We start from the raw sequence: 12,976 nt of genomic DNA on the forward strand, positions 1-12,976 counted from the left end.
GCACAAGGGCCGCCGGGCGCACGAAGTCCGGCGGCCGGGGCGGAGAGCACGACATGGGGAGCACACGGTGAAGCCACGGGCCACGGTCACGACCGACCCGGACCGCACCGCCGACGGGGCCGGCGCCCCGGCCGGCGGCGGCGGTGACGGGCGGGACGGAAGCGGCACACGGACGGACAGGTCCCGCGCGATCGGCACGCGCGGATCCCGTACGGCGAAGAAGGCGAAGAAGAGGTCGGCCAAGAGCGGGCCGACGGGCACCGGACCGCAGCTCGGCGGCATCACCTGGCGCCAGCGGCTGTACCGCGACCGCACCCTGGTGCTCATGACGGTACCGGCCATCGCGCTGTTGCTGATCTTCAACTACATCCCGTTGCTCGGGAACATCGTGGCCTTCCAGGACTACGACGTGTACGACCTGGGCATCACCGGCAGCCCCTTCGTCGGCTTCGACAACTTCACCCGGATCTTCGAGGACTACCGCTTCTGGGAAGTCCTCATCAACACCCTGGTCATCTTCGTCACCCAGCTCGTCCTCTTCTTCCCCATCCCGATCGCCATCGCGCTGCTCCTCAACACGATCATGAGCGCGCGGATCCGGGCCTGGGTCCAGGCAGTCGTCTATCTGCCCCACTTCTTCTCGTGGGTGCTCGTCGTCACCGTGTTCCAGCAGATGTTCGGCGGGGCGGGACTCGTCGCCCAGTGGCTGCGCGACCACGGTCACGAGGGCTTCGACCTGATGACCAACCCGGGCTTCTTCAAGTTCCTGGTCTCCGCCCAGGCCGTGTGGAAGGACGCCGGCTGGGGTGTGATCGTCTTCCTCGCCGCGCTCGCCGCCGTCAACACCGATCTGTACGAGGCCGCCGCCGTCGACGGCGCGGGCCGCTGGCGCCGGATGTGGCACGTCACGCTGCCCGCCCTGCGTCCGGTCATCGCGCTCCTGCTCGTCCTGCGGGTGGGCAGCGCGCTCAACCTCGACTTCGAGCAGATCCTGCTCCAGCGCGATCAGGTCGGCTCCGGCGCTTCGGAAATCCTGGACACCTACATCTGGTGGACAGGCATCAAAACCGGCGACTTCGGCTACGCGGCCGCAGCCGGCGTCTTCAAGGGACTGTTCAGCGTCGCCATGGTGCTGGGTGCCAACAAGGTCGCCCACATGCTGGGCGAGCAGGGGGTGTACTCCAAGAAATGACAACTCTCCTGGAACTTGAGAAGGACCCGGCAGAGCCCGCGCCGCGCGCGGAGACTCCGCTCCAGCGCGCCCTGCGGATGGAACCCCGTCCGGTGTGGGAGGAGGAACCGACCAAGGCGGGACTCGCCTTCAAGGGGGTCGGGCTCGTCGCGATCTGCGCGATCGTGATCATCCCGATCTGGGTCGTGCTCGTCACCAGCCTCTCCGACACCAAGGCGATCAACGACGCGGGCGGCCTGGTCGTCTGGCCCAAGAGCATCACCTTCGTCGCGTACAAGGAACTCCTCAGCGGTGGCGCGGTGACCCGCGCGGCCGCCGTGAGCGTGGGCCTCACGGTCGTCGGCACGGTGGTCAGCATGGTGGTCTCGATCCTCTGCGCGTACGGGCTCAGCCGCCGCGACTCCTACGCCCACCGTCCGCTGCTGATGACCCTGATGGCGACGATGTTCTTCGGCGCCGGTCTCATCCCCACGTACCTGCTGGTCACGGGCATCGGGCTGAGCGACAGCTACTGGTCGATGATCCTGCCCAGCGCGATCAGCGTCTTCAACGTGCTGGTCCTGCGCGGCTTCTTCATGGACACCGCGCCCGAACTCATCGACGCGGCCCGCATCGACGGCGCCGGCGAGTGGCGCATCCTGCTCCAGATCATCATGCCGCTGTCGCGCGCCGTGATCGCCGTGATCTCGCTGTTCTACGCGGTCGGCTACTGGAGCCAGTGGTTCAACGCGATGCTGTACATCCAGGACAGCGACAAGTACCCGCTGCAGATGATCCTGCGCCAGCTGGTCCTCCAGCACCAGGTGCCCCCGGGGGCCATGGGCGCGGCGGTCAGCAACGGGTCGATCAACAGCCTCGCCGTACAGATGGCGGTCATGATCCTCGCGCTGATCCCGGTCGCGATCCTCTCGCCGTTCGTCCAGAAGCACTTCCAGAAGGGCATGCTCACCGGCGCCGTGAAGGGCTGATCCCCGACACGCCTGCGCCTCTTCGTCCTCTCCCTCCTGTCCGGAAGGTGTTCTCGCCATGCGCGCTTCCTCCGCGCCCACGCCCAGCCGTAGAACCGTGCTCGCGGGAGCGGCCGTCGCCGCGGCCGCGGTGGCCCTGCCCGTCGCGGGCCCCGCCGCAGCCGCGTCGAAACACCACCGGGACGAGTCCACCGAGCCCCACCGCTGGCGGACCGCCGCGATCGGCGGGACGGGATTCGTCACCGGGGTGCTGTTCCACCCTTCCGTGAAGGGCCTCGCGTACGCCCGCACCGACATCGGCGGCGCCTACCGCTGGGACGGGCACCGGGCCCGGTGGACCCCGCTCACCGACCACCTCGGCTGGGACGACTGGAACCTGCTCGGCATCGAGGCCCTGGCGGTCGACCCGGCGCACCCGGACCGCCTCTACCTGGCCTGCGGGACGTACGCCCAGTCCTGGGCGAGCCCCGGGGCGGTCCTCCGCTCCGAGGACCGCGGGGCGACGTGGAAGCGGGCCGGCCTGACGGTGCGCCTGGGGGCCAACGAGGACGGGCGCGGCGCCGGAGAGCGGTTGCTCGTGGACCCGCGGGACAGCGACACGCTCTGGCTCGGCACCCGCCACGACGGGCTGCTGCGCTCCAGCGACCGGGGCGTCACCTGGGCGCCTGTCGACTTCCCCGCCACCGCGTCGGCGAGCGGACAGGGCGTGATGTTCCTCGCCGCCGCGGGCCGGGCGGTGTACGCGGGCTGGGGCGACGGCGGCAGCGCGCTCTACCGTACGGACGGTACCGGCGGCTGGGAGGCCGTGCCCGGGCAGCCGTCCGGGAGCGCGGCGACGAAGGTGCCGGTGCGCGCCGCGTACGACGCGCGCGGCCGAGCCCTGTACGTCACCTATGCGGACGCCCCGGGCCCCAACGGGCAGTCCGCCGGTTCGGTCCACCGGCTCGACACGGTGACGGACACGTGGAGCGAGGTGACCCCGGTGCAGCCGGACGCCGCCGCCGGTGACGGCTTCGGCTACGGCGGTGTCGCGGTCGACGCGCGCCGCGCCGGCACGCTCGTGGTCACCACCAACAACCGCTGGTCGCAGATCGACACGGTGTTCCGGTCCACCGACGCGGGTGCCACCTGGACCTCGCTCAAGGACACCGCGGTCCTCGATGTCGCGGAGACCCCGTATCTGCGGTGGGGCGGGGAGGCCAAGTTCGGCTGGTGGATCCAGGCCGTGGCCGTCGACCCGTTCGACTCCCGGCACATCGTGTACGGTACCGGCGCGACGCTCTTCGGCACGCGCGACCTCGTCCACTGGGCCCCGGAGATCCGGGGCCTGGAGGAGTCGTCCGTACGGTTCCTGGTCGCCCCGCCCGGCAAGGGCGCCCGGCTCCTCAGCGGCCTCGGCGACATCGGGGTCATGTACCACGACTCGCTCACCGCCTCCCCGTCGCGCGGCATGGCGTCGAACCCGGTCTTCGGCACGGCCACCGGCCTCGCCCTGGCCGCGCTCAAGCCCTCGTACGTCGTACGGACGGGCTGGCCGTCGGGGTCGGACTCCGCCGGGGCGTCCTCGGACGACGGCGGCAGGACCTGGCAGCCGTTCGCCGCCCAGCCGGAGATGGCCGCATCCGCTCCCGGACCGGTCGCGGTCTCCGCCGACGGGTCGGTCCTGCTCTGGTCGTTCGTCCACTGGGACGGCACCAAGTACCCGGCGCACCGCTCCACCGACGGCGGGGCGAGCTGGGCGGAGGTCGCCACGTTCCCCAAGGGCGGCGCCCCGGTCGCCGATCCGCTGGACCCGCGCCGCTTCTACGTCTACGACACCGACACCGGCGCGGTCTTCCACTCCGTGGACGGCGGCGCGACCTTCACCCCGGGCGCCACCGGACTCCCCTCCGGTGACGTGCAGTTCAAGGTGGCGGCAGCGCCCGGCCGCAGCGGCGATCTGTGGCTCTCCGCGAAGGACAACGGACTGTTCCGCTCGACGGACGGCGGGCTGACGTTCACCGCGGTGGCCGGCTGCCAGGCCTCGCACGCCCTGGGCTTCGGCAGGGCCGCGCCGGTCAGGGACCGCAAGCGCCCCGGCGCCGGCTACCCGGCGGTCTTCCAGACGGGCCGCGTCTCCGCCACGCACGACGCGGTGGCGGTGCTGCGCTCGGACGACGCGGGAGCCACCTGGGTCCGGATCAACGACGACGCCCACCAGTGGGGCTGGACCGGCGAAGTGATCACCGGCGACCCCCGTGTCCACGGCCGTGTCTATCTGGGCACCAACGGCCGCGGCATCCAGTACGCAGAACCCGCATAAGCAACAAGGAACGAGAGACGCCATGCCGTCCCTGCGCGACGCAGCCCGTGGCCGCATCCTCTTCGGAGGCGACTACAACCCCGAGCAGTGGCCCGAGGAGGTGTGGGAGGACGACGCCCGGCTCATGAAGGAGGCCGGGGTCAACTCCGTCACCCTCGGTGTCTTCTCCTGGGCGAAGATCGAACCACGCCCAGGTGCCCGGGAGTTCGGCTGGCTGGACCGGCTGATGGACCTGATGCACGCCCACGGCATCGGCGTCGTGCTCGCCACCCCGACCGCGTCCCCGCCGCCCTGGATGGGGGCGCGGCACCCGGAGACCCTGCCGCGCACGGAGGACGGCTCGGTCGTCTGGTACGGCTCGCGCCAGCAGTTCTGCGCCAGCTCCCCCGTCTACCGGCGCTATGCCGCGGCCCTCACCGAGGACCTCGCCGCGCGGTACGCGGACCATCCCGCACTCACCGTGTGGCACATCAACAACGAGTACTGCACGCATTGCTGGTGCGACGAGACGGCAGCCCACTTCCGCCGGTGGCTGCGCAGCCGGTATGTCACGGTCGACGCGCTCAACGAGGCGTGGGGCACCGCCTTCTGGAGCCAGCGCTACGACTCCTGGACGGAGATCCTGCCGCCGCGCAAGGCGCAGTACATGAAGAACCCGGCGCAGGTGCTGGACTTCAAGCGCTTCACCTCCGACGCGTTGATGGAGTGCTATGTCGCCGAGCGCGACATCGTCGCCCGGCACTCCCCGCGCGTTCCGGTGACGACGAACTTCATGCCGCTGTGGTCGGGCCAGGACGCATGGGCCTGGTCGGCGCAGGAGGACATCGTCTCCGTCGACATCTATCCGGACCCCCGGGACCCGCAGGGCGGCCAGTACAACGCGATGCTCGCGGACATGACGCGTTCGCAGGCCGCCGGCCCGTGGATGCTGATGGAGCAGGCGGCGGGCCCGGTCAACTGGCGGGGCGTCAACCACCCCAAGCCCGAGGGCCTGAACCGGCTCTGGTCGTTGCAGGCCGTGGCGCGCGGCGCCGACGCCGTCTGCTACTTCCAGTGGCGGCAGTCCCGGCAGGGATCGGAGAAGTTCCACTCCGGGATGCTCACGCACGCCGGTGAACAGGGCCGCACGTTCCGCGAGATCAAGCGCCTGGGCGCGGAACTCGCCACGCTCGGTCCGGCCGTCGGGGGCAGTGACGTACCGGCAGACGTGGCGATCCTGCACGACTGGGACTCGTGGTGGGCGGGCAGCCAGGAGGGCAGGCCGTCCTCGCTGCTGGACTACACCGAGGTCGTGCAGCGCTGGCACCGCGCGCTGTGGGAGAACGGTGTCGTCACGGACTTCGCCCGCCCCGACGCCGATCTGAGCCGCTTCAAGGCGGTCGCCGTACCGCATCTGTATCTGCTGGACGACGCCTCGATCGACAATCTCGTGGCGTACGCGCAGGGCGGCGGCACCCTCGTCTGCGGCTTCTTCAGCGGGGTCGCCGACGTGGACGACCGCATCCGGCCGGGCGGCATGGACGAGCGGCTGCGCGCCCTGTTCGGGATCCGCACGCTGCACGAGTGGTGGCCGCTGGACGCGGGCGAGGCCGTGGCGTGCGACGGCTTCGACGGCACCCTGTGGTCGGAGGAGCTGGAGGCCGCGGAGGGCACCGAGGTCGTGGCCGCGTACCGGGCGGGCGAGCTGGCCGGGCTGCCCGCCGTGCTGCGCAGGGGCCGGGCCCGCTACCTGTCGACGCTGCCGGAACCGGCGGCGCTGCGCGGACTGCTCGGTGACGTGGTGCGGGAGGCCGGCGTGACACCGGTCCTGGCCGGACTGCCCGACGGCGTGGAGGCGGTCCGCCGCGGCGGCCTGCTCTTCCTCCTCCAGCACGGCCGCGACACCGTGACCGTGACGGTTCCGGGCTCGTACGAGGACCTGCTGACCGGCCGCACGGTCGAGGACCGGGTGGAGCTGGGCCGCCACGGGGTCGCCGTGCTGCGGAGCACCGCCCCATGACCGCCCGTGCGCCCGTCGACGGCACGTGGGAGCCGCGCCCCGCCGCCCGCTGGGAGGACGCCTTCCTCGGCGGCAACGGCCGGCACGGCGCGATGGTGTACGGCGACCCGGCCGACGACCGGGTCATCGTCAACCACCACGCCCTGGTCCGGCCCAACGGCTCGGAGCGGCTGCGTCCGCCGGAGCTCGCGGACCGGCTGCACCGGCTGCAGAGCGCGCTGCTCGCCGGGGACACCACGGCCGCCGAGCGGTTCGGGGCGGGCCGGCCGCTGGCCTGGGTGCAGCCCTTCCATCCGGCGTTCCAGACGCGGATCCGGCCGACTCCGGACGCCTCGCCCGTTTCCGACGGCGCGGAACCGCCCCCGGGCTACCGCCGCTCGGTCGACTTCGCCACGGGTGAGATCTCGGCCGTGTGCGAGGGCCGGCACAGTCGGGTCCTCGTCTCCCGTGCCGACGACGTGATCGTCCAGTACGTCACCGGCCCCGGGCTCTCGGTGGACCTGACCCTGGACCACGCGCTGCCCGGCGCCCCGCCGAACCTCGCCATCGGCCGCAGCACCGTGCTGACGCCCGACGGCGGCCGGCTGAGCCTGCGCGTGGGCTACCCGGACAGCGAGGCCGCCTACACCGGGGTGAGCGTGGTCCGGGCGGACGGCGGCAAGGTGTCCGTCTTCGGTGAGGGCATCCGGATCGAGGGGGCCCGCGGCCTGCTGCTGCTCACCCGGGTGCGGCGCCACACGGGCAGCCTGGACCTCAGGGACGAGTGCGGCGCCCTGCCCCGCGACGGCTACGCGGCCCTGCTCGACCGGCACCGCGCCCTGCACCGCCCCGCCTTCGCGCGCGCTTCCCTGACGCTGGACGCCGACCCGGCGGAACGCGTGCTGCCCGGCAGCGAGCTGACCGGCAGGCCGGGCAGCCCCGCCCTGCTGGAGCGGCTGTTCGCGGCGGGGCGCTACCACCTGTACTCGTCGTCCGGCATCCTGCCGCCCCGGCTGACGGGCCTGTGGACGGGCGACTGGGACACCGCCTGGTCCGGGGCGTTCACCACCAACGCCAACCTCAACCTCCAGATCGCCTCGGCGGCGGCCGGTGCGCTGCCGGAGGTGTCCGAGGCCCATGCCGCCCTGGTCTACGGCCAGTTGCCCGACTGGCGGGACAATGCCCGGGCGATCTTCGGGGCGCGGGGCATCGTCGCCCCGTCCCACACCGACGGCGAGTCCGGGCTCACCCGCCACTACCAGCGCGCCTACCCGTTGCATCTGTGGACGGCCGGTGCGGACTGGCTCCTGGAGCCGCTGGTCGAGCACGCCGAGACGAGCGGGGCGACAGATCCCCGGCTGGTCGACGCGCTCCACGAAGTCGCTCTGTTCTACGAGGACTTCCTGACCCGCACCGCCCCGGACGGCACGGTGGCCGTCGTGCCCTCGTACTCACCGGAGAACCGTCCGGCCAACGCGAGCTGGGGGACGGTGAACGCGACGATGGACCTCGCGGCGGCCCGCCACGCCCTCACCGCCTCGGCCGGCCGCTCCCCCACCGCACCGTCCTCCGCCCGGCGGCGGGCGCTCGCGGACCGGCTTCCCGCGTACCGGGTCAACGAGGACGGCGCGCTCGCCGAGTGGGCGTGGCCGGGGCTGGAGGAGACGTACGACCACCGCCACCTCAGCCATCTCTATCCGGTGTGGCCGCTGGACGCGATCAATCCGTACGACACCCCCGAGCTCGCGAGTGCCGCGCATCGCGCACTGGAGCTGCGCGGATCGGAGAACGACTCCGCGCACGGACATCTGCACCATGCGCTGATCGCCGCACGGCTGCGGGACGGGATGCGGGTCTCGGCGGCGCTGGAGGCCGTACTGGCGGGCGACTTCTTCCATGACTCACTGATGAGCGCCCACTATCCGTCCCGCGACGTGTACAACGCGGATGCCGCCCACGCGCTGCCCGCAGTGGTCATCGAGTCGCTCGTCCAGTCGACACCCCACCGGCTGGTCCTGCTGCCCGCACCCCTGGCCGGCTGCCCGAGCGGCGAACTGCGCGGCGTGCGCACCAGGTTCGGCGCGGGGCTGGATCTGCGCTGGTTCGCCGACGGCACCGCGACCGCGGTGCTCCATCCCACCCGTGACGCCCGGGTCGACGTCCGTACCGGCCACGGCAGCATCCTCACCGATTCCTCCGCCGGAATCCCCTCGGCCCCACTGGAGCTGAAGGCCGGCGTGGACCGCGTCCTCGAACTGGGGCCGCGGTAGCGCTCCCCCCACCCCATCCCCCCACCATGGAAGGACAACCATGGCACCACGCACCCGCATCCTCAGCAGGTTCGTACTGGCCCCGGCCACGGCAGTGGCAGCCCTCATCGGCTTCGCCGCCGCCCCCGCGCAGGCCGCTATCTGGTCCTCATCGGACCAGTGGGGCAACTACACCACCTCCGACGGGTACATCCTCTACAACAACATCTGGGGATCCGGCGCGGGTTCGCAGTCCATCTGGGCCAACTCCTCCAGCAACTGGGGCGTATGGGCCGACCACCCGAACACGGGCGGCATCAAGTCGTACCCGAACGCGAAGAAGGTCGTCAACAAGTCGATCACCTCGCTGTCGTCGCTCACCAGCACCTACAACGTCACCGTCCCGTCGTCGGGGGCGTACAACACCTCGTACGACATCTGGGACAGCGACTACGACTACGAGGTCATGCTCTGGGTCAACTACAACGGCGCCGTGGGCCCGCTGGGCACCTCGCAGGGGAACGTGACGCTCGGCGGTCACACCTGGACCGTCTACAAGGGCGACAACGGGGCCAACCAGGTCTTCTCGTTCCTGCGCACCTCGGACTCCTCGGCGGGCACGGTGAACATCCTGCCGATCCTGAAGTGGATCAAGGACACCAAGGGCTGGTGGGGCAACGAGACCATCGGTGACGTCCAGTTCGGCTACGAGGTCACCTCGTCGGCGGGCGGACTGGACTTCACGACGAACGGATTCGGCGTCTCCTCCAGCTGATCCGCACCTGACCCGGGATCCGCGTCTCCTCCAGCTGATCCGCACCTCGTCCGGCTGATCCGAACGCACAAGGAGCCGGCCCCCGCACGGGGGCCGGCTCGTGCGCGCATCCGCGGCAGGCACTACCTCGGGGCGGGCCCGGTACTCTCACGCACCGTCAACTCGGGTGCGAGCAGCTCCACTTCGTCCGTGCCGCGGCCGGAGAGCTTGGCGACGACCTGTTCGACCGAGCGGCGCCCCATCTCCTGCGCGGGAATGGCCACGGAGGTGAGCCGCACCGAGGCCTGGGAGGCCACCTGCTCCGGGCAGATCGCGACCACCGACACGTCCTCGGGCACGGCCCGGCCCTGCTGCCGCAGGAGATTGAGCAGCGGCTCCACCGCCGACTCGTTCTGCACGACGAAGCCGGTGGTGCCGGGGCGCTCGTCGAAGATCCGCGACAGGGTCTGCGCCATCGCCGGATATCCGCCCTCGCAAGGGCGGTGCAGCACACGCACCCCGGTCTCCTGCGCCTTGGCGCGTATGCCGTCGACCGTCCGCTCGGCGAATCCGGTGTGCCGTTCGTACACCGCGGCCGCCTCACCGATCACGGCGACCTCACGGTGGCCGAGGCCGGCCAGGTGTTCCACGCAGAGCGCCCCCGTCGCCTCGAAGTCGAGGTCCACACAGGTCAGCCCGTCCGTGTCGGCCGGCAGCCCGATGAGCACGGCGGCCCGGTCGGTCTCGCGGAGCAACGGCAGCCGCTCGTCGTGGAGTTCGACGTCCATGAGGATCATCGCGTCGGCGAGCGAGCTCCCGGCGATGCGCCGCACCGCGGCGGGCCCCTCCTCCCCGGTGAGGAGGAGGACGTCGTAACCGTGGGTGCGGGCCGTGGTGGCGACCGCGATGGCGATCTCCATCATCACGGGTACGTACATGTCGGTGCGCAGCGGCACCATGAGCGCGATGATGTTCGACCGGCTGCTGGCGAGGGCCCGCGCACCGGCGTTGGGGTGGTAGCCGAGCTGCTGGATGCTCAGCTCCACCCGCTCCCGGGTGGACACCGAGATGGACCGCTTCCCGCTGAGGACGTAACTCACCGTGCTCGCGGAGACTCCGGCGTGCTGCGCGACCTCGGCCAGGGTGACCATTCAGCTCTCCATCAAGGAACGTCGTCGGACACCGGCACGGAGACCGGCCTGCACCGGCAGCTTCGGCCGGATGCGGCGAAGCGCTTCGACTTCGCCTTATCCGCCTGTGACATGCCTGGATGATGTGAGCCTAGACCTGCCCGCACAGCGTGTCCATAGCCCTGTCGAAGCGCTTCGACTCGCTGATTCCGGTGGCTGGGCCCGGACCGGAACGTGGCGGCAGCCGTGTCGGCTACCGCCACGATATGCCCGGACCCGGAACGGAACATCAGGGGGACCGGAAGTGCCTCCGGCTCAGGACGCCGACGGAGTCCAGCCCTCCAGCCAGTCGGCCACCTCCTGCCCCGCCGCCCCGGTGTCGCTGAGCTGGGGCCGGTCGCCGCTCGCCGTTCCGGCGCCCGGTCCGTCGTTGCGGTACTCCGCGAACCGGTCGTCCTTCCAGGAGAAGCCGCTCATGTCGGTCCACGGCGCCGGCCGGATCGCGGCGCTCAGGGTGCTGTCGCGGACGGTGGTCATCGGGTCGAGCGTGGCGTCGCCGCCGGCGTGCCACGGACGGCCGAGGTAGAAGGTGGCAGCGGAGACGTCGCCGTTGACGGTGGAGTTGTTGATGAGGAAGCCCTTGCGGCCGGCGGCTGTGCTCGGGGCGGTGACATAGCCGGCGGAGCTGCCGTTCCACCGCTTCTTCAGGGTGATGACCGAGGCGTCGATGACGGCGCTCGCCCGGCCGAAGATGAAGTCGACGTTGCCGACGACGTAGGAGTTCTTCATGTAGACCCGGCCGAGCCTGTCCTTGGCGGCGGTGTCGAGCAGCAGGGTGTCCTGATCACCCTCGGTGATGATCGAGTCGAGGAACACCTTGTCGGCCGCGGTCCGCAGCGCGACTGCCTGCAGACCGTTCATGTCCTGGTGGGCGGCCTCGTCGAAGTCGTTGGCGATGGTGAGGTTGCGGGCCTGGAATCCGTCCGCCTCGGCGGCGACGGTCGCGCTGCCGCCCGTCCCGTACGTCCCCGATCCATCGGGCTTCCGGGTGCCGGAGGCGTTGTCGTACACGATGACCGTGCTTCTGCGGCTGGTTCCGGTGCCCTGGAGGGTGACGTTCTGCTTCGTCGAGGGGATCTTCACCAGCTCGCGGTACGTGCCGGGCGCGATGGCGATGACGGTCCGGGCCGTGTTGCCCGCGGGCACCGCGTTCACGGCGGCCTGCACGCTGCTGTACTGGCCGCTGCCGTCCTTGGCCACGGTGAGCGTCGTCGCGGCGGCGGCGGCCGCCGTCGCGATGGCGGAGCGCGGCCCCGCGCCGGCCTTCACCAGGGCGGGCACGTCCGCGGCGGAGTCGAGGGTGTAGGCGTAGTAGCTGTGCGGGTCGAACGACGTCCCGCCGCCGCTCTCGTTGCGTCCGCTCGTACCCGCGAAGACGCTGCCGCGCTGGACGAGGGTGGCGGTGCCGTCCCGGGTGACGGGGTTGTTCAGCCCGTCGAAGTAGCTGTTCTCCAGGACCATGTTCGTGTGACCGCGGGCGTAGTTGCCGTAACTGCTGGTGATGTCGGTGCCCGGGTCGTCCTGGAGGAGGTTGTTGTACAGGTGGGCGTGGGCCACGTTGTCGGTCGAGGGGTTGCGCTGTTCGGTCTCGTGGAACCAGTTGTGATGGATCGTGATGTCGGCGGTGGTGTTCTCGGTCCAGCCGATACCGAACGCCTTGTTGTCGTGCTGGAGCCGGTTCCACGACACCGTGAGGTAAGTGGTGTCCTTGCGGCTGTCGATCAGCCCGTCGGCCATGTTCCGCAGGTCGTTGTGGTCGATCCACACGTGGTGGGCGCCGTCCATCTGGATGGCGTCCCAGTCGTGCTCCTTGTCGTTCCAGGTCCCGGCGTACGAGTCCCGGATCGTCAGATTGCGGATGATGACGTTGTGCACGCCCTGGCCGAGGAAGAAGCCGCCGCCGACGATGTGCCCGGAGGTGCCGGAGCCGATGATCGTCTTGTCGGAGGCGACCTTGATCTCCTTGCCCTTGGGATCCATGGTGATGGCCGCCGCGACGACGATGACGTAGGGCTCCGCCGCCGTCGCGTACTTCTCCAGGTCGGCGAGGGTGCGCACGGTCACGGTCTCGCCGCCGCGTCCGCCGTACGTTCCGTCCTGCCCCAGGGCGTCGACCGAGGCGAAGCCGTCGGCCGCCTCGCCGGCCCGGACCGGGGAGGCGGCCGACGAGGCGGGGTAGGGGGTGTTCAGCGGATCCGTCGCACCGTTCGCCGTGGTGGCGGCGAGTCCGGCCGCCAGGGCCGTGCTGACCGCAATCGCCACACCCAGCCGTGTTCTGCGGCTACGGCTGGGGTGGCTCCTGCCTGCGGGCATGTGGGGGGTGTGCTGCGCCGTTCGGCGTTG

General features: G+C 71.1%; 8 protein-coding genes. 6 read left to right on the plus strand and 2 right to left on the minus strand.

What is annotated here, in order from left to right:
* Nucleotides 1–67: 67 nt before the first annotated feature.
* The 6 genes from OG959_RS02835 to OG959_RS02860 are packed head-to-tail and all read left to right on the plus strand — an operon-like array spanning nt 68 to nt 9,464.
* A complete protein-coding gene (locus tag OG959_RS02835) occupies nt 68–1,192 on the plus strand; it encodes an ABC transporter permease (RefSeq protein ID WP_326656373.1) in 1,125 nt (374 codons plus the stop codon).
* Complete coding sequence (locus OG959_RS02840) at nt 1,189–2,160, plus strand: carbohydrate ABC transporter permease (RefSeq protein ID WP_306083925.1); 972 nt, start codon at nt 1,189–1,191, stop codon at nt 2,158–2,160. The genes OG959_RS02835 and OG959_RS02840 overlap by 4 nt, the downstream gene beginning before the upstream one ends.
* 58 nt (nt 2,161–2,218) lie before the next feature.
* Nucleotides 2,219–4,462 carry a WD40/YVTN/BNR-like repeat-containing protein gene (locus OG959_RS02845; RefSeq protein ID WP_326656374.1) on the plus strand — a complete coding sequence of 748 codons (2,244 nt, stop codon included), beginning with the start codon at nt 2,219–2,221 and terminating at the stop codon, nt 4,460–4,462.
* A 22-nt stretch (nt 4,463–4,484) separates the two neighbouring features.
* A complete protein-coding gene (locus OG959_RS02850) occupies nt 4,485–6,461 on the plus strand; it encodes a beta-galactosidase (RefSeq protein ID WP_326656375.1) in 1,977 nt (658 codons plus the stop codon).
* The gene (locus OG959_RS02855; RefSeq protein WP_326656376.1) at nt 6,458–8,710 is read left to right on the plus strand and encodes a glycosyl hydrolase family 95 catalytic domain-containing protein; all 2,253 of its coding nucleotides are present in this window, start codon (nt 6,458–6,460) and stop codon (nt 8,708–8,710) included. The genes OG959_RS02850 and OG959_RS02855 overlap by 4 nt, the downstream gene beginning before the upstream one ends.
* A 40-nt stretch (nt 8,711–8,750) precedes the next feature.
* Nucleotides 8,751–9,464 (plus strand): GH12 family glycosyl hydrolase domain-containing protein, encoded by a 714-nt coding sequence (locus OG959_RS02860; RefSeq protein ID WP_326656377.1) that lies wholly within the window; start codon nt 8,751–8,753, stop codon nt 9,462–9,464.
* A gap of 122 nt (nt 9,465–9,586) precedes the next feature.
* Here the strand turns inward: OG959_RS02860 and OG959_RS02865 are convergent, their stop codons facing one another.
* Both OG959_RS02865 and OG959_RS02870 read right to left on the minus strand, forming a co-directional pair.
* Nucleotides 9,587–10,594, minus strand: a complete 1,008-nt coding sequence (locus tag OG959_RS02865) for a LacI family DNA-binding transcriptional regulator (protein WP_326656378.1) — start codon at nt 10,592–10,594, stop codon at nt 9,587–9,589.
* A gap of 294 nt (nt 10,595–10,888) precedes the next feature.
* Nucleotides 10,889–12,946: a pectinesterase family protein gene (locus OG959_RS02870; protein WP_326656379.1), complete on the minus strand. Its 2,058-nt coding sequence runs from the start codon at nt 12,944–12,946 to the stop codon at nt 10,889–10,891.
* Between the last annotated feature and the right edge of the window lie 30 nt (nt 12,947–12,976).

The organism is Streptomyces sp. NBC_00385, from assembly GCF_035917155.1.
Lineage (GTDB): Bacteria > Actinomycetota > Actinomycetes > Streptomycetales > Streptomycetaceae > Streptomyces > Streptomyces poriferorum.

Bases quoted from the DNA above. Each gene is read 5' to 3' on its own strand.
- OG959_RS02850 (WP_326656375.1), top strand. From the start codon at position 4,485: ATGCCGTCCCTGCGCGACGCAGCCCGTGGCCGCATCCTCTTCGGAGGC.
- OG959_RS02855 (WP_326656376.1), top strand. From the start codon at position 6,458: ATGACCGCCCGTGCGCCCGTCGACGGCACGTGGGAGCCGCGCCCCGCC.
- OG959_RS02860 (WP_326656377.1), top strand. From the start codon at position 8,751: ATGGCACCACGCACCCGCATCCTCAGCAGGTTCGTACTGGCCCCGGCC.
- OG959_RS02870 (WP_326656379.1), bottom strand. From the start codon at position 12,946: ATGCCCGCAGGCAGGAGCCACCCCAGCCGTAGCCGCAGAACACGGCTG.
- OG959_RS02840 (WP_306083925.1), top strand. From the start codon at position 1,189: ATGACAACTCTCCTGGAACTTGAGAAGGACCCGGCAGAGCCCGCGCCG.
- OG959_RS02845 (WP_326656374.1), top strand. From the start codon at position 2,219: ATGCGCGCTTCCTCCGCGCCCACGCCCAGCCGTAGAACCGTGCTCGCG.
- OG959_RS02865 (WP_326656378.1), bottom strand. From the start codon at position 10,594: ATGGTCACCCTGGCCGAGGTCGCGCAGCACGCCGGAGTCTCCGCGAGC.